At 66.0% G+C, this 17354-nt stretch carries 12 protein-coding genes; 3 read left to right on the top strand and 9 right to left on the bottom strand.

Annotated elements, in window-relative coordinates:
* From AAGA11_06110 to thrC, 3 genes are all read right to left on the bottom strand, one after another.
* Positions 1–334: hypothetical protein (locus AAGA11_06110; protein ID MEM9602415.1), on the bottom strand; the 334-nt coding region annotated here is incomplete at its 3' end.
* A gap of 135 nt (positions 335–469) precedes the next feature.
* The gene (gene acnA, locus AAGA11_06105) at positions 470–3157 is read right to left on the bottom strand and encodes an aconitate hydratase AcnA (protein ID MEM9602414.1); all 2688 of its coding nucleotides are present in this window, start codon (positions 3155–3157) and stop codon (positions 470–472) included.
* A 167-nt stretch (positions 3158–3324) separates the two neighbouring features.
* Complete coding sequence (thrC, locus tag AAGA11_06100) at positions 3325–4719, bottom strand: threonine synthase (GenBank protein MEM9602413.1); 1395 nt, start codon at positions 4717–4719, stop codon at positions 3325–3327.
* Positions 4720–4883: 164 nt separating this feature from the next.
* Here thrC and AAGA11_06095 point away from each other — a divergent pair, with 164 nt between their 5' ends.
* Entirely contained in the window at positions 4884–7433 is a 2550-nt protein-coding gene (locus AAGA11_06095; protein ID MEM9602412.1) for an FAD-dependent oxidoreductase, read from the top strand.
* 22 nt (positions 7434–7455) lie between these two features.
* Here AAGA11_06095 and AAGA11_06090 read toward each other — a convergent pair whose 3' ends face one another.
* Positions 7456–8616 (bottom strand): helix-turn-helix transcriptional regulator, encoded by a 1161-nt coding sequence (locus AAGA11_06090; GenBank protein MEM9602411.1) that lies wholly within the window; start codon positions 8614–8616, stop codon positions 7456–7458.
* A gap of 543 nt (positions 8617–9159) precedes the next feature.
* Here AAGA11_06090 and AAGA11_06085 point away from each other — a divergent pair.
* Complete coding sequence (locus AAGA11_06085; protein MEM9602410.1) at positions 9160–10704, top strand: trimethylamine methyltransferase family protein; 1545 nt, start codon at positions 9160–9162, stop codon at positions 10702–10704.
* Positions 10705–10901: 197 nt separating this feature from the next.
* Positions 10902–11504, top strand: coding sequence for a hypothetical protein (locus tag AAGA11_06080; protein MEM9602409.1), 603 nt, complete (start codon positions 10902–10904; stop codon positions 11502–11504).
* 15 nt (positions 11505–11519) lie between these two features.
* Here the strand turns inward: AAGA11_06080 and AAGA11_06075 are convergent, their stop codons facing one another.
* The 5 genes from AAGA11_06075 to AAGA11_06055 are packed head-to-tail and all read right to left on the bottom strand — an operon-like array spanning position 11520 to position 17347.
* The gene (locus tag AAGA11_06075; GenBank protein ID MEM9602408.1) at positions 11520–12548 is read right to left on the bottom strand and encodes a hypothetical protein; all 1029 of its coding nucleotides are present in this window, start codon (positions 12546–12548) and stop codon (positions 11520–11522) included.
* Positions 12541–13104: a class I SAM-dependent methyltransferase gene (locus AAGA11_06070; GenBank protein ID MEM9602407.1), complete on the bottom strand. Its 564-nt coding sequence runs from the start codon at positions 13102–13104 to the stop codon at positions 12541–12543. Before AAGA11_06070 ends, AAGA11_06075 begins: the two co-directional genes overlap by 8 nt.
* 8 nt (positions 13105–13112) lie before the next feature.
* Positions 13113–14561, bottom strand: a complete 1449-nt coding sequence (locus tag AAGA11_06065; protein MEM9602406.1) for a TrkH family potassium uptake protein — start codon at positions 14559–14561, stop codon at positions 13113–13115.
* Between the two features lie 33 nt (positions 14562–14594).
* Complete coding sequence (trkA, locus tag AAGA11_06060) at positions 14595–15965, bottom strand: Trk system potassium transporter TrkA (GenBank protein MEM9602405.1); 1371 nt, start codon at positions 15963–15965, stop codon at positions 14595–14597.
* Between the two features lie 8 nt (positions 15966–15973).
* Positions 15974–17347, bottom strand: a complete 1374-nt coding sequence (locus AAGA11_06055; protein ID MEM9602404.1) for a sigma-54 dependent transcriptional regulator — start codon at positions 17345–17347, stop codon at positions 15974–15976.
* Positions 17348–17354: the final 7 nt, after the last annotated feature.

The raw sequence follows: 17354 nt of genomic DNA, 5'->3' as shown, positions 1-17354 counted from the left end.
TTTGCAAGCCGCGTATCAACGCGTCGATTTGATCAGAGCGCACCAGATCGAGCGTGTGAGGGTGGCGTTGCGGCACGCGCGCCTCGATGCGGAACGAGAGGCCGTTGTCGTATTCGCCGCTCAGCCCCGAGGCACCGGGCGTGAAGGTGTCGGGCGTCACCAAGGTGATCACGCGAGAGCAATCGAGCATCAGCCCGACAGAGGCGCTGCCGTCGAGTGCACCCACGGTGGCGCGCCCTTGATCGTCGCTGTAGGAGCGCCAATCCGCCAGTCCGACCCCCGGTAACCACATCAGACACGCCAGCGACACCACACGACACCACCTGACCGCCATACCCCGCCTCCTGCTCAGTGCGACCGCGGAATTCTCACGCGTCTTTTCAGCGGGCACAAGCCATCGGGCCGCCGGGCTTTTGACACGCACGCGGCGAGACGTGCCCCAGCGGCACGGTGCCGGCACAGGCCGCCCCTAAGCGGCCTTGGCGAGGTTCCTGAGCACGTAGTGCAGCACGCCGCCGTGCTTGACGTACTCGATCTCCACCTCGGTGTCGATGCGACACAGCAGCGTGGTCTCGCGCGTGCTGCCGTCGGCGTAGGTGATCGACGCGGTCACCGTGTCGCGTGGGGAGAGGTCGCCGGACAGACCGGACACACTCAAGGTCTCACCGCCCGTGAGACCGAGCGAACGGCGCGTCTCGCCGCCGGTGAATTCGAGCGGAACCACCCCCATGCCAACCAGGTTGGAACGGTGAATGCGCTCGAAGCTCTCGGCGACGACCGCCTTGACGCCCAGCAGGGCCGTGCCCTTGGCCGCCCAGTCCCGTGACGACCCGGTGCCGTATTCCTTGCCGGCGATCACCACCAGCGGCGTGCCGTTGTCCGCGTGCGCCATGGCCGCGTCGAAGATCGACATCTGCGTCCCGTCCGGCCCGAGCGTGTAGCCACCTTCGACACCGTCGAGCATTTCGTTTCGGATGCGGATATTGGCAAAGGTGCCGCGCATCATGACTTCGTGGTTGCCCCGGCGCGAGCCGTAGGAGTTGAACTCCCGGTGTGGCACCTGACGGTCGAGCAGGTAGGCGCCGGCCGGGTGTTCGGGTTTGAAGCTGCCCGCGGGGGAGATGTGGTCGGTGGTCACCGAGTCGGCGAGCACCGCCAGCACACGCGCGCCCGTCACGTCATCGATGGTGCCAGCCTCCGACCCCATGCCCTGGAAATAGGGCGGGTTCTGCACGTAGGTCGAGGCCGACGGCCAGGCGTAGGTCATGCCGGAGCCCCCATCGACGTCGCGCCACATCGCGTCGCCCTTGAACACATCGGCGTACTTGGCCTGGAAGGCATCTCGCGTGACCGTCCGCTCGACGATCTCGGCGACCTCCCGGGCACTGGGCCAGAGGTCCTTGAGCGTGACATCGACGCCGTCGGGTGTCTGCGCGATGACCCCGTTGAAGTCGATGCTCATGTCACCGGCGATGGCATAGGCCACCACCAGCGGCGGGCTCGCCAGGTAGTTCGCCCGCACGTCGGGATTCACCCTGCCCTCGAAGTTCCGGTTGCCGGACAACACGGCCGCCGCGACCAGGTCCCCGTCGTGGATGGCCTTGCTGATTTCGGCGGGCAGCGGGCCGGAGTTGCCAATGCACGTGGTGCAACCGTAGCCCACCAGGTTGAAGCCGAGCGCATCGAGGTCATCCTGCAGCCCCGCCCGCTCCAGGTAGTCAGAGACCACCTGCGAACCCGGCGCCAGACTCGTCTTGACCCAGTCCTTGCGCGTCAGCCCGAGCGCGCGGGCCTTGCGCGCCACCAGACCCGCGGCCACCATCACGTAGGGGTTCGAGGTGTTGGTGCACGAGGTGATCGCGGCAATCACGACCTTGCCCGAACGCAGGCTGTAGTCCTTGCCCCCGACCGGCACCTCGGTGTCGAGTGGCCGCTTGAATTCGCTCGCCATGTGCGACACGAAGGTGGTCGCCGCGTCGGCGAGGTCGATCCGATCCTGCGGTCGCTTGGGACCGGAGATCGAGGGCACGACATCGGCCATATCGAGATGGAGTGTGTCGGTGTAGATGGGATCGTAGTCGGCATCACGCCACAGGCCGTTGGCTTTGGCATAGGCCTCGACCAGTGCGATGCGTTCCTCGTCCCGGCCCGACGTGCGCAGGTAGCGCAAGGACTCGCCGTCAATCGGAAAGAAACCGCAGGTTGCGCCGTACTCGGGCGCCATGTTGGCGATGGTCGCGCGATCTGCGAGGGGCAAATTATCAAGCCCGTCACCGTAGAACTCGACAAACTTGCCCACCACACCCTTTGCGCGCAGCATCTCGACGACCCGGAGCACCAGGTCTGTCGCCGTCACACCTTCGACCATCGCACCGGTCAGCTTGAACCCGACCACTTCGGGTATCAGCATCGAGACCGGCTGCCCGAGCATGGCCGCTTCGGCTTCAATACCACCGACACCCCAGCCGAGGATGGCCAGGCCGTTGACCATGGTGGTGTGGGAGTCGGTGCCAACGAGGGTATCAGGGTAGGCCACCTGCACACCGTCCTGATCGGTGTCGGTCCAGACTGTTTGACCCAGGTACTCCAGGTTGACCTGGTGGCAGATCCCGGTGCCGGGTGGCACCACGCGAAAATTGTCGAAGGCACCCTGCCCCCACTTCAGAAAGGCGTAGCGTTCGCCGTTGCGCTCGTACTCACGTTCGACGTTCGCCTGGAAAGCCCGCGGGTTGCCGAACTCGTCAACCATGACCGAGTGGTCGATGACGAGGTCGACCGGCGCGAGCGGGTTGATCTGTTCCGGGTTGCCACCGAGCGCGACAACGGCATCGCGCATCGCCGCGAGGTCCACCACCGCGGGCACGCCGGTGAAATCCTGCATCAGCACCCGCGCCGGACGGTAGGCAATTTCCCGGTCGCTCTTGCCACCCTGCGCCGCCCAGTCGCTGAACGCGCGGATGTCGTCGACGTCGACGGTCGTGCCGTCGGCGTAGCGCAACAGGTTCTCGAGCACCACCTTGAGCGACGCGGGCAAGCGCGAAAAGTGGCCCAGACCGGCTTCCTCGGCTGCAGACAGCGCATAGTAGGCGTAGGAGGTGTCGCCGACACGGAGTTCACGGCGTGTCGTTGAGGAGTGGGATCCGACGGTGATGGGCATGGGCGGGGCCTCCGAGGTCAGGCTGCGGCACACACCGGTTGAACAGCGGCTGGAAGCTCGTCCTGCCGCCTGAGACCAGCGATCCGCCCGCTGATTTTACCACGTGGTTCAAAAAGGCAACGTGACTGCCGAGCAACGCTGTCCTGCCGTGATGCCGCCAGCGCGATTCAGCGGCACCGTGTCGCGCGAATGTGCGCCTGCACCGACGCGAGGTCAGCGGCCACAGGTTCAAACCGCTCCTCGGCATCCATGATGTGGGCCACCCGCGCAGGCAACGGCGCCGCCGCACCGATGGCCTCTGCAACGGCCTGGGGGAACTTGGCGCTGTGGGCAGTCGCCAGCGCCACGACCGGGGTGCGTGTGTCGCGTCGACACGCCCGGGCGGCGGCTGTCCCGATCGCCGAGTGCGGGTCGATGACATACCCACAGTGGTCATGCAGGCGTCGCATTTCAACCAGCGTCTCCGCGTCCGAGAGGTGCGTGCCCTGAAACAGCGCACTGATCCGCTGCATGATGTCGGTGTCGACGCTGTAGGCCCCGCTGGCGCCGAAGGCCTGCATGGCCGCGCGCACTGCGGCAGCATCCCCCTCCGTCGCTTCGTGCAGCAGGCGTTCGAAATTGCTCGAAACCTGAATGTCCATGCTCGGTGAGAGACTGGGCACCACCGTCTCGGCAACCATGTCGCCGGACGCGAGAAAGCGCGCCAGGATGTCGTTTCGATTTGATCCGACGATCAGCTGGGTGATCGGCAGGCCCATGCGGTGGGCCACCCAGCCCGCGAAGACATTGCCGAAGTTGCCGCTCGGCACGGCGAAGGCCACGGACGTCTCGGGCGCGCCCAGCACCAGGGCCGCGCGCACGTAGTAGACAATCTGCGCTGCAATCCGCGCCCAGTTGATCGAGTTGACCGCCGAGAGCCCCATCTCGGCGCGGAACGGGGCGTCGTTGAACATCGCCTTGACGAGGGATTGGCAGTCGTCGAAGTCGCCGTCCACCGCGAGGTTGTGGATGTTGGCGTCGTGCACGGTCGTCATCTGCCGCCGCTGCACCTCACTGACCCGGCCCTTCGGGTGGAGCATGAACAGGCTCACGTGCTCGAGCCCGCGCACCGCCTCGATCGCCGCCGAACCGGTGTCACCGCTGGTCGCGCCGACGATGACCCGGTGCTCACCGCGCGCCGACAACACGTGCTCGAAGAGCTGCCCGAGCATCTGCAGGGCAAAGTCCTTGAACGCCAGGGTGGGGCCGTGGAAGAGCTCCATCAGCCAGAGGCGATCTTCGAGCTGCACCAGCGGTGCGACGGCCGGGTGATCGAAGCTGCCGTAAGCGGCGTGGGCCATGCGAATGAGATCGGCTTCGCTGATCTCGTCGCCGACGAATTTGCCCAACACCGCGGCCGTCAGGTCGGCGAAACCGAGGTCGCGCCAGCGTGCCAGTTCGTCGTGCGTGATGGTCGGCCAGGTGCGCGGCAGGTACAGGCCGCCGTCGCTCGCCAGTCCGGTCAGCACCACGTCGCAAAACCCGAGGTCCGGGGCCTCACCCCGCGTGCTCGAATAGATCACACCGTCATTCCACTTTGCATTGGCAGGTAACCCACCATGGTACCAGCTCGTGTTTGGCGGAAGACGTGTCTCGTGCGACCGCCATGCCGCAAACACCCCAGTCCCGTGCCACACCGCTGTGTAGACTCTCGCACCCTGGCACCACCTCGATATCGGATACACAGATGAAGACGCACGCGAGAGCAGTTGTCATTGGCGGGGGCGTGGTCGGCTGCTCCGTGCTCTACCACCTGGCCCGTGCAGGCTGGACCGACACCGTGCTGATCGAGCGCGCCGAGCTGACGGCGGGCAGCTCCTGGCACGCTGCGGGTGGGTTTCACACCCTGAACGGCGACCCCAACGTGGCCCAACTGCAGGCCTACACGGTGACGCTCTATGAAGAGCTTGAGGCCCTGACAGGGTTGTCCTGTGGCCTGCACCTCACTGGCGGGGTCATGCTGGCGGACAGCGAAGAGCGCATGGATTTCCTGCGCTACGTTCACGCCACCGGCCGCGCACTCGGCATGGAGACCGAGATCATCACCCCCGCCGAGGCGAAGGTGCTCAACCCTCTGATGGACGAAAGCCACTTCGTTGGCGCGCTCTGGGACCCGGTAGAAGGCCACCTCGACCCGTCAGGCACCACCCACGCCTACGCGCGTGCCGCGCAGAAGCTCGGCGCAGACATCGTCCTGCGCAACCCGGTCACCGCCATCGAGCAACAGCCTGACGGCACCTGGCACGTGCACACCGAGCACGGCACCGTGCTGTGCGAGCATGTCGTCAACGCGGGCGGGCTCTGGGCGCGGGAGATCGGCCGCATGGTCGGTGTCGAGCTTCCGGTGCTCGCGATGGAACACATGTACCTGCTGACCGAGAGCATGCCCGAGGTTCAGGCGTTCAACGCCGAGACTGGCCGCGAGCTGGTCGCAGCGATCGACTTCAAGGGCGAGATCTACACGCGCCAGGAGCGCGACGGCATTCTGCTCGGCACCTACGAGAAAGCCTGCGTACCGTGGTCGCCGGTCGAAACCCCGTGGGATTTCGGCAGCGAGCTGCTGCAGGAGGACCTCGACCGCATCAGCCCCTCACTCGAAATCGGCTACCGGCACTTCCCGGCGTTCCAGACCGCCGGTATCCGCCAGGTGGTGAACGGACCGTTCACCTTCGCACCCGACGGCAACCCGCTGGTCGGCCCGGTGCAGGGCTTGACCAATTTCTGGTCGGCCTGTGCCGTGATGGCGGGCTTCAGCCAGGGCGGTGGAGTCGGGCTTGCGTTGTCCAACTGGATGGTTGACGGCGACCCGGGCTACGACATCTTTGCCATGGACGTCGCGCGCTACGGCGATTTCACCTCCCTGCGCTACACCAACGCGAAGGTGCGGGAGAACTACTCTCGCCGGTTCTCGATCCGCTTCCCGAACGAGGAATTGCCTGCAGCCCGACCGCAACAGACGACGCCGCTCTACGACATCATGGTGCGCGACAACAACGCCGTCATGGGTGACACCTGGGGCCTGGAGACACCCTTGTGGTTTGCGCCGGCGGACGAGCCTGCTGAAGACATCCTGAGTTTCCACCGCAGCAACGATTTCAACCACGTCGGCCGCGAAGTGCGCGCGGTGCGCGAGGCCGTCGGCGTCACGGAAATCGCCAACTTCGCCAAGTACGAAGTCACTGGCCCAGGTGCCCACGCCTTTCTCGACCGCCTGATGACCAACCGCCTGCCCGAGCCCGGGCGTCTGTGTCTGACACCGATGCTCAACGACAACGGCAAATTGATCGGCGATTTCACCATCGCGTGCGCCGCACCCGAACGGTTCATGCTGTGGGGCTCATCCGGTGCCCAGATCTACCACACGCGCTGGTTCGAATCGCAGATCCCCGCGGACGGCAGCGTGCGCCTGCACCGTTTCGGCCAGACCCTCGTCGGCCTCTCGATCGCCGGGCCCCACGCGCGCACGCTGCTGCAGCGGCTCGCCGACTGGCCGGTTGACAACACCTCGCTTCGCTTCATGGACTACCGGGAGATGGACGTGGCGGGCTGTCCGGTGCGGCTGAACCGGATCAGCTACACCGGCGACCTCGGCTACGAACTGTGGATGGAGCCCTGCTACGAGCGCCGCGTGTACACCGAAATCAAGCGGGCGGGCGACGACCTCGGCATCGTCGACTTCGGCATGCGCGCCCTGCTCTCGATGCGTCTTGAGAAGAACTTTCCGACCTGGTTCGCCGAACTGCGCCCGATCTACGGGCCCTTCGAAGCGGGTATGGATCGCTTCGTAAAATTGAACAAGGGCGACTTCATCGGGCTCGCCGCGGCGCAGCGTGAGTACCAGAGTGGCGGGGCGTTGCGGCGGGTCAGCTTGCGGATCGACACTGACCGCACCGACGTCATGGCCCACGAGCCGATCTGGGCGAGAGGCGTGGCCGACGACGTCGGCTCCGCCGTCTCACCTCCGCACGGCTACGGCGCGCGGCGCTTCGACGCCGAGAACCGTGACCTGCCCAAACCGGCGGTCCAACGCGACGGCGATTGGCAGGTGGTCGGTTGGGTCACCTCTGGCGGCTACGGCCACAGCGTTGAGGCCTCGCTGGCACAGGGGTACATCCCGAGAGCCCTGGCGCGCGCCACGGACACCCCGTTTCAGGTCGAGATTCTCGGCACCCGGTACGATGCCACGCTCGTGGTCGAGCCGCTCTTCGACCCGGCCGGTGAGAAAATGCGAAGCTGAGACGCCCCGCCAGGCGTGCGCCTCAGGCGCTGCGGTGGCTGCGGATCGGCGGGCTGGATTTCAACACCAGGCGAATCAGTTCGCCGATGCGCCGTGTGCGGGTCTTGCTGCGTATCGCACCGACCTGCTTCTTGACGGTCTCGGGTGAGACACCGCGGCTGTCGGCGATGTCGGCCTGCGAACGGCCTTCGACCAGCAGCTTGCAGACAGCGGTTTCCGATGGGCTCAGCCCGTAAGCGGTCGCCATCCGGTCGGCATTGAACGGCGCCGGGTTGAGCGGGTCGATCAGGGTCACGAAGGCCCCACCCCAGTTGCGCCCGAGGTCGCCGGCCGTGTCTCGGATCGGTGCCACCTCGATGAGCAGCGCCTGATCGGTGTTGCGCCGGTTGATCGAGCGAAGCCACTCGACCGCACCGGCGGTGCCCGCCGCCGTCGCACTGACCGCCTGAAACGCCTGGCGCATTTCGGCGTTGAGAGAACCGTCGCGGCAGGTCACCTTGTCGTCCGCATTGAGCAGGATCCCATCGCGCGCATCGAGGATCCGGTGCGCCTCGGCATTGCCCTCGATCAACGTGCCGTCGGCCCGGACCACACAGATCCCCACTTCGAACTGATCGAGCACGGAGAGCAGGGTGTTGTTTTCGCGCTGGAGCTGCGCAATCGTGTGCCACATCTCGATCGATTTCGCCGCGTGCGGCAGGATCAGCTGGATGCGCTCGATCGACGCAGCCGGCACGGTGTCGTGCTCGACACCGAACTGAAACGCGATATTGTCGCTCCAGCACAGGTTATCGTTCAGTTTCGCACCCGCACGCCGGAAGACACCCATCACATCACGGTAATACTGATAGTCCTCACGGCGTTTCAAGGCCTCGTCGTCGCGCCAATAATCAGCGTCGGTAAGAATGCTCTGTTTCTTATGCCTGTGCACAAACTCCCAGGGCTCAATATCGTATCGCTGAAAATAGGTTTCAAAAACACCGACCTGTTCGCGCGTCAGCGACCGCCACAATTCACTGCCGGCGTTGAATCGCCAATTGGGTTGGTCCTCGGTTTCATGGAACATCAGGTTGGCGCTGCGCGACCCGACGTAACCCACACAGGCATCGAGCGCGGGGAACCACGAGCTCGGGTCACTCGCCGCGTCGTAGATGTCGGTGACAATCTTTACCGGGAAATCCATGTTATTCAGCCGTCGGGTATGACGTCGCAGACGCACCGTGGGAACAAGCCCCGCGCTGCTGGTGCCGTTGTTGGCGTTGGAGACGACGCCAATGCCACGGCCGGGGCAGTGTCGATTATCGCCGGGGGCGTAATTAAAAACAGGCGCACCTGGCGTTATTCAAACCACACCCGGCTTTGTCGTGCGCACGGTGCGTTTCATAATCGCCGTCCGATCATACCAAATGCAACCCGGCGCGCCAGTGTTTCACCCGAGCCAGGACGGAACCCGAGCCCGCGCGCGTTTGTGTTTCATGTTGGTGACACGGGCGCCGTGCAACGGGCACCGGGCACCGGGCACCGGGAACCCAGCTCCGCGCACTCGACGGTGTGACCTGAACCCGCTCTACACCGGCGTGGCCATGCCGACAGCGTGTCATTCCGTGCGTTGGTCGCGTCAAACCGAGTGGCTGCACGCACGGGCGACCATGCCGCGTTTGCGCCTGCGCGGTCGCACAGTCGCCAATGCCGCACCGCCGCGCGGGATAGCATCGTCGTCAGTCCCATGAGATCCAGAGTCCTGCCCGTGTCGAACACGCCACGCCGACGCGGCCGTCGAGCCGCACCGAACCCCTTGCAACAGATGCCCTACCGTCGCTTGAGGCGCCCGTACGCCACCGCCGAGCTGCTCACGCAAAGCGAGCTCGACACGGTCCACAACGCGTCGCTCGAGGTCCTGGAAACGGTGGGCATCGCGGTGCTCGGCGACGAGGCGCGCGCGATCTACGCCAACGCCGGCGCGAAGGTCGAGGGCACCCGGGCTCGCCTGCCGCGCAAGGTGGTACTGGACGCCGTGGCCACGGTGCCGAGCACGTTCACGCTGCACGCGCGCAACCCCGAACACAACGTGCAGATCGGCGGCGACGCGATTGCCTTCTGCTCCGTGGCGAGCGCGCCGAACGCCCAGGACCTCGATGGCGGGCGGCGCAGCGGCAACCAGACCGATTTCCGCAATTTCACGCGTCTCAGTCAGCACTTCAACATCGTCCACCTGCTTGGCGGCTATCCGGTCGAACCGGTCGACATCCCGAGCAACATTCGCCACCTGGAGTGTCTGCGCGACTTCTGCACGCTCACGGACAAACCCTTCCACGCCTACTCGCTCGGCCGAGATCGTATTCTCGACGCAATCGAAATCACGCGCATTGCGCGCGGCATCGATGCGGAGCAGCTGCGGCGCGAGCCCAGCCTGTTCACGGTGATCAATGTCAATTCGCCGCTGACACTGGACGTACCGATGTCCGAGGGCCTGATCGAGATGGCGCAGCACAACCAGGTGTCGGTGGTCACGCCGTTCACCCTGGCCGGCGCGATGGCGCCGGTCTCGTTGGCCGGGGCGCTCGTGCAACAGAACGCCGAGGCGCTGGCGGCGATTGCTCTCACCCAGTGGGTGCGGCCCGGCGCGCCGGTGATCTACGGCGGATTCACGTCCAACGTCGACATGAAGTCCGGCGCGCCCGCGTTCGGCACACCGGAATACATGAAGACCGCCCAGATCGGCGGGCAGCTGGCGCGGCACTACGGATTGCCGTACCGGTCGTCGAACGTCAATGCCGCCAACAGCGTCGACGCCCAGGCGGCGTACGAGTCCACCTTCTCGCTCTGGGGCGCCGTCGCCGGCGGTGCCAACATGCTCATGCACGGGGCCGGCTGGATGGAGGGCGGCCTGTCAGCCTCGTTCGAGAAGTTCGTACTCGATTGCGATCTGCTGCAGATGACCGCGGCCTACCTCGAACCGGTTTCACTGGACACGCGCGAGCTGGCGCTGGACGCCATCCGCGAGGTCGGCCCGGGCGGGCATTTTTTCGGCACCGAGCACACGCAGTCGCGCTACAAAAGCGCCTTCTACTCGCCGCTCGTGTCGGACTGGCGCAATTTCGAAACATGGAGCGAGATGGGCGCACCACAGGCGCACGAAAAAGCCAACCGGCTCTGGAAACAGGCGTTGCAAGACTACCGGGAACCGCCGATGGACCCGGCTGTCCGTGCCGAACTTGACGCCTTTGTCGACCGGCGGATCGCCGAGGGTGGCGTCGCCACCGATTTCTGAGCCACGTCGACCGCACGCGGTAATGCAAAGGGCGGCCAAGCGTGAACTGCGTCACCTTTTTGCGTGCGGTCTCGCCGTAAGCTGACCGCCGTTGTGCACGCCGCGAAGGCGAGCACGTTTCGCCCAGCCACGGCCGCTCACCACGCTCCCGACATGGACGCGTCTTCAGGGCAGCGCATCGGTGAGTGACAACCGGCATGACGTCCGACGACAAACCCAAGGGCAAGCTGATCAAGCTCAACGGCCGCGCCTCCCGCGGCCGCACGCGGCGCTCGCCGCCACAGGCGTCGCCGACCACCCCCACCGGGCTGCGGCCCGCCGACGACCTCCGAGTCGCTCTCGGCATCGACGCCAACGGCAAGGTGACGCCGCTCCGAAACCGGCAATCAACAGGCAAGCGTGACCGCAGCGCGCCGCCGGAGCACCACGGTGCCGCCACGCGCAACGTGGTGCGCTTGCATCCCACGCCCGAGCCGCCATTGCAGTTTCCGCGGGTCAATCACCGCATCCTGCGCGACGACCGCGCCGACCTGCCGCGCCAGCGGACACAGGGTGCCGGTGTGCACACCCGTCCCGTCAACAGGACGGCGTCGGCCGACACGCCCACCCGCCCGGTGCCCCCGTTCGCCGGGCGGTCGCGCGGGCCCGCTGCACAGCCGGCAGCGAACACCACCGACTACACCAGCGTCCGCCGCGCCCTCGCCACGCCGGTCACCCTCGACCGGTGGACCCACTGGTTCAAACTGCTCTGCATCGGGATTGTGTTGCTGCTGACCCTGCTCGCCGTCAGCGCGCTCTAGTACCGCGCACGGCCACTAGTCGCCGGCCGAGCGAATACCGAAATACGGGCTCACAGCGCCGCCGGGGCGGGTGTGCAGCATGCGCTGCCGCCACATGAACTGCTCGGGTGACACACGGATCAGGGATTCCAGGGCCGCTGTCAGCGCGCGCGCATCCGCTGCGGCCGACCCTGTGGGGAAGTCGCTGAGCGGTTCGAGCACCGACACCCAATAGCGGTGGCGTACGCGATCGTAGCCACTGCAGACGGGCACGGCGTCGGCACCGGCAACGTGGCACATGCGTGCCGAGCCGGTCACGGCACAAAACTCGGTGCCGAAGAACGGGGCAAACTCGCCAGCAGCAGCGCCGAGGTCCTCGTCGATCATCTGATAGAGCTGCCAGCCGTCGCGCACGTCACGCAGCAGCGTGCGCAACGGCGCCTGTCGCTCACTCAGGTAGCCGCCGTTGCGACTGCGCAACCGGTAGAACAGCCAGTCGAGCACCGGCGACTTGAACCGGCGGTAGTAGCCGAGCATCGGCAAGCCGGTCTTGAGCGCCTGTGCCGCGTGCTCGAGTGCCACGTTGTGGCACACCAGCAACACCGTCGCCTGACCGCGCGCCGCGCGGGCTTGCAAGGTGTCGACTCCACGGAAATCGGTGCGATCACACAGCGCATGCGGTGACCGTATCCAGAGCGCTGGCAAGTCGAGCCAGACGCACCACTGCGTCGCGCTGTGCTCGCTCACCAGCGCATCGATGTCGGCGGAGGACATGTCCGGAAAACACAGCCGAAGGTTGCGTCGCGCCGCCCGGTAATGCGCACGCCCGTAGCGGTAGTGCGCGCGACCGATGGCAGCCCCCAGGCGATCGCGCAGCCGCACCGGCAACAGCCACAGCAGACTCAGCAGCGCAAGGCCACACCAGACAGCGAGTTGCCGCGGCATGAAGCAGGCCCGACCGAGACGCGGCGCACCCGTGTCGCCACGCCGCCGGTGCGCTTTGTCGCGGTAGTCGACGGCGTCGAGCGTGCGCCCGACGGTGGCGGCCTCGCCCGGTTCAACCACGGCCCGGTGCCCTCGCGATCAGCACGGCCTGGCCTGGCTCGGTGTCACCCTCATCGTAGTGCACACAATGCAGTGTCGGGAACAGGCTCGGCAGCTCGCCCTCCCGCAAACGAAAGGCCGGACGACGCGGACCGTGGCCGCGGTGCGGCCCGACGAAGGTCTGGTAGACCAACGTGCCACCGGGCGCGAGAGCTGCGGTGATGGCACCACACAGGCCACGGTCCAGAAACCGGCTGACGACGATCAGATCGAACGGTGTCGCGAGACAGGCGGCGTCGGCCAGGACGGCCACACAACCGGTGATCGGCAAGTCGCCTGCCGCCCGACGCACGCGGTCGATCGCAACCTCCGACTGGTCGACTGCCACCACCTGCAAGCCGCGACGTGCCAGCCACAGCGCGTTGCCGCCGCCCCCGCAGGCGACATCCAGGGCAGTGCCCGCCTGCGGGAGCGCCTCGGCAAAGCCCGTCAGAGCGGCACACGGTGAGGCTGCGGTGCCGGCCGAGGCGGCATGGCGACGGTTCCAGTCCGCGACGGAAGCGGGGTCGAGCGCCACGGCGAAAATCAGCGTCGCCAGAACGCCGGTGTGAAGAGCACCAGCAAGGTGAAAATCTCGAGCCGGCCCATCAGCATCGCGAGGCACAGCACCAGCAGCGGGAAGTCACCGAGCTGAGCGTAGTTTGCGCCAACCTGGTTCAGGCCCGGGCCGAGGTTGTTCATGCTTGCCACCACGGCGGAAAACGCGGTGACGTGATCGATACCGGTGCTCAGCAGCACGGCGATGAAGACAACAAACACCGCGACATAGGCTGCAAAGAAACCCCACACCACTTCCTGCACGCGCGGTGGGATGGCCTTGTGGCCCAGTTTGACCACCAATTTGGCACGCGGGTGCACCAATTGATTGAGCTCACGCACACCCTGGCGAAACAACAGCAAGACCCGGATGACCTTCATGCCGCCCCCGGTGGAGCCCGCGCAGCCGCCGACGAAACTCGCACACAGTAGCAGAAAGGGGATAGACCCGGGCCAGTTGTAGAAGTCGGTGGTGCTGAACCCCGTCGTGGTCGCGATCGACACCACGTGAAACACGCCGTGCCTGATTGACTCGAGCGGTGTGAAGGCTCCACTGATCAGGAGTCCCAACACGGTCAGCACGGCGGCAACGCACAGGAAACCGATGTAACCGTTGAACTCGGCATCGTCGCGGTAGGGACGCAGCCCACGTCCGCGCACGGCGAGAAAATGCAAGCTGAAGTTCACCCCCGCCAGCACCATGAACACGATCGCGACCGTTTCGATCGCACCGCTGTTGAAAAAGCCGATGCTGTCGTCGTGCGTGCTGAACCCGCCGATGGCCACCGTGGAGAAGGCGTGCCCCACCGCGTCGAAGGGCGACATGCCGGCAAGCCAGTAGGCTGTGCCGCAAGCGACGGTCAGCGCGAGGTAGATCAACCAGAGCGCCTTGGCCGTTTGCGCGATGCGCGGAGTGAGCTTGCTGTCCTTGTGCGGTCCCGACGTTTCGGCCTGGTAGAGCTGCATGCCACCAATGCCCAACATAGGCAGGATGGCGACGGCCAGGACGATGATGCCCATGCCGCCGAGCCACTGCAGCTCCTGGCGGTAGAACAACACGGCACGCGGCAGGTAGTCGAGGCCGACGATGACGGTCGCACCCGTCGTGGTCAGCCCAGAGAACGACTCGAACAACGCCTGCGCCAGACTCATCTGCGGGTAGGCGAACATCATGAACGGCAACGCCCCGGCGATGCTCAGCACCAGCCAGAACAGGACGACGATCAGGTAGCCGTCGCGCAAGCGCAGCGGTTTGCGCACGGCGCGCACGGGCACCAGCAGCGCCGAGCCGACCAGCAGAATGACCAGGCCGGACGACAGGAAAACGCCGATCACCGCCTCACCGTAAAACCAGGCGACCATCGCCGGCGGCACCATCGTGCTGCTGAACAGGCACAACAGGTAACCCAACACCCGCTGGATGACGTCACGCTGCATGGCGGTGCCCGGCTTGTGTGTCCGCGGAGGGCATCAAATGAAGGTCGCCTTGACCTGACACAGGCGCTCGATCTCAGGTATCCGTCGCTTGTCGCTGACGAAGAAGATGATGTGGTCGCCCGCCTCGATCACGCTGTCGTGGTGCGCCATTAGCACGGCCTCGCCCCGCACCAAGGCGCCAATGGTGCTGTTGAGCGGCAGATCCACTTCACCGATCTGGCGGCCGACCAGCCGGGAGGTCTTGCGGTCCCCGGTCGCAATTGCCTCGATGACCTCGGCGACACCCCGCCGCAACGAGTGCACCGCTTCGACATTGCCGCGCCGCACGTGTGTGAGCAACTGACCGATGGTGATCTGGTGCGGCGACACCGCGACGTCGATCATGCTGGTCGGAATCAACTCGGAGTATGCAACGCGGTTGACCAGCGACATCACCTTGCCGGCACCGCGGTCCTTGGCGAGGATCGCCGAGAGGATATTGGCCTCGTCGTCGTTGGTCAGCGCGCAGAAGATATCCATGTCCTGGATGTTCTCCTCGACGATCAAGTCGACGTCCGCCGCATCGCCCTGCAACACCATGCAATCGAGCTCACCGGCCAGAAACTCGGCGCGCTCCGGGTTGCGTTCGATCAGCTTGACCCGGTAGTGGTGTTGCAGTCGCCGCGCGAGCTGATAGCCGATGTTGCCGCCGCCAGCGATCATCACGTGGCGGTTGGGTTGAGCCGCTGCGCGCATCTCTTCCATCACGGCCGCCGCGTGCCGGCGCGCCGCGAGGAAGAACACCTCGTCGCCGGCCTCGACCACCGTGTCGCCCGTCGGGATGATCGCGTGGTCGCCGCGGTAGATCGCAACTACGCGGCTGTCGACGTCGGGCAGGTGTTCCCGCAGGGTGCGCAGCTTGTGTCCGACGACGCGACCACCGCTCTCGGCCCGGACACCGATCAAACGCAAATGCCCTTCGGCAAAATCGATTGCCTGCAGCGCACCTGGCAGCTCGATCAAGCGTTCGATGTGCAAGGTGACCAGCTGCTCCGGGCTGATCAGATAGTCGACCGGGATGTGCTCGCTGTGAAACAGCGCCTCGACGTTGCGGTAGGCCGGACTGCGCACGCGGGCGATCTTGGTCGGCGTCTGAAACACCGTGTAGGCGATCTGACAGGCCATCATGTTGACCTCGTCCGCGCTGGTGCAGGCGATCAGGAGGTCGGCGTCGTCCGCGCCCGCACGGCGCAGGATGTCCGGGTGCGATGCCGGCCCGACCACCGCGCGCAGGTCCAGCCGGGATTGCATCTCCTGCAGGACATCCGCGTTGGTGTCGACGATGGTCACGTCGTTGTTCTCGTCGGCGAGGTTTCGCGCCACGGCCGTCCCGACCTGCCCCGCCCCCAGGATGATGATCTTCATGCCGACTCTCAGTCGCCCGCCCGTTTGGTCTCGATACCCAGGCTGCGCAGTTTGCGGTAGAGGTGCGTGCGTTCCATTCCCACCCGCGTTGCCAGTTCGCCCATGCGTCCGTCAACGTCTTTCAACTGTTGGGCCAGGTAGACACGCTCGAACTCGGCACGCGCCTCCCGCAGCGGCAGGTGCATCGGCAGCCGGAACAGTTCGCCCTCCTGGCCGAGCATGGGCTCGAGCGGCGTGGCATCGCTCAGCGCGGTGTCGACCTCGGCGACCGTGATTTCGAGCCCGTCGCCGAGAATCAGCAGGCGTTTGATCAGGTTCAGCAACTGCACGAGGTCGCCCGGCCAGTCGGCGTGGCGCAGCCGGTTCTTGGCCGCCACCCCCATGTGCCGGTAGGTCAGCGATTCGATCGCCACCAGGTGGTCGATCACGGCGTCGACAATGGCGGGGATGTCTTCCTTGTGCTCGGCCAACGGCCGGGTGCGAATGGGCACGACGTTGAGTTGGTAGAAGAGGTCTTCGCTGACTTCCGGGCTGTCGGCCAGCGCTTCGCCGTCGACCGAGGCCACCACGCGCGCGTCGAGCTGCAGCGAGGCGGCACCGCCGACGCGGTGGTAGACGCCCGACGCGAGGCAGGCACTGAGCTGCTTCTGCGCCACGCGCGGCAACTCGAACACGTCCTGCAGGAACAGCGTGCCGCCGGCGGCTTGCTCGAGCGAGCCGACCGTGCGTTCGCCGGCGTGCTCGCCGCCGAACAGCTCCACCGCCAGGGTGCGTGGGTCGAGCGCGTCGCAGCGCACGACGACGTAGGGTTGGCCGTGCCGTTCGCCGTCGACGTGCAGGCGTTGGGCGAGTTGATGCTTCAACGACCCAGCCGGCCCGGTGAGCAGCACCGGCGCCGAACTCGAGGCCACTTTGGGCAGTTGCTCACGCAGGTCACGGCTGTAATCGCTCGACCCGACCCACGGCATCGGCGAGGGCTGAACGGCCGCGTCGGTGTGCGGCGAGGGCGCGTTCCAACTGCGCAACGACTTGTCCACCGTGCGCAACAGCTTTTGCAACGACAGGGGCTTCTCGACGAAATCCACGGCACCGAGCCGCGTCGCTTCCACCGCGGTCTCGACAGTACCGTGCCCTGACATCATCACCACCGGGCACTCCAGCGCCCCACTCTCCTGCCAACCCGCCAGCACCGTGATGCCGTCCTCGTCCGGCATCCAGACGTCGAGCAGCACCAGGTCCGGTTTCAGCGTGTCCCGCAGTTCGCGCGCCACCGCGGCGTTCTCCGCGGTTGACACGTCATAGCCTTCATCGATGAGGATCTCCTGAACGGTGTCGCGGATATCCGGCTCATCGTCAACCACCAAAATCGATTTCGCTGTCATGCGTCAC

The organism is Pseudomonadota bacterium (genome assembly GCA_039196715.1).
In the GTDB taxonomy this organism is placed as follows: Bacteria; Pseudomonadota; Gammaproteobacteria; order CALCKW01; family CALCKW01; genus CALCKW01.
This window is presented reverse-complemented; position numbering and strand designations above follow the sequence as displayed.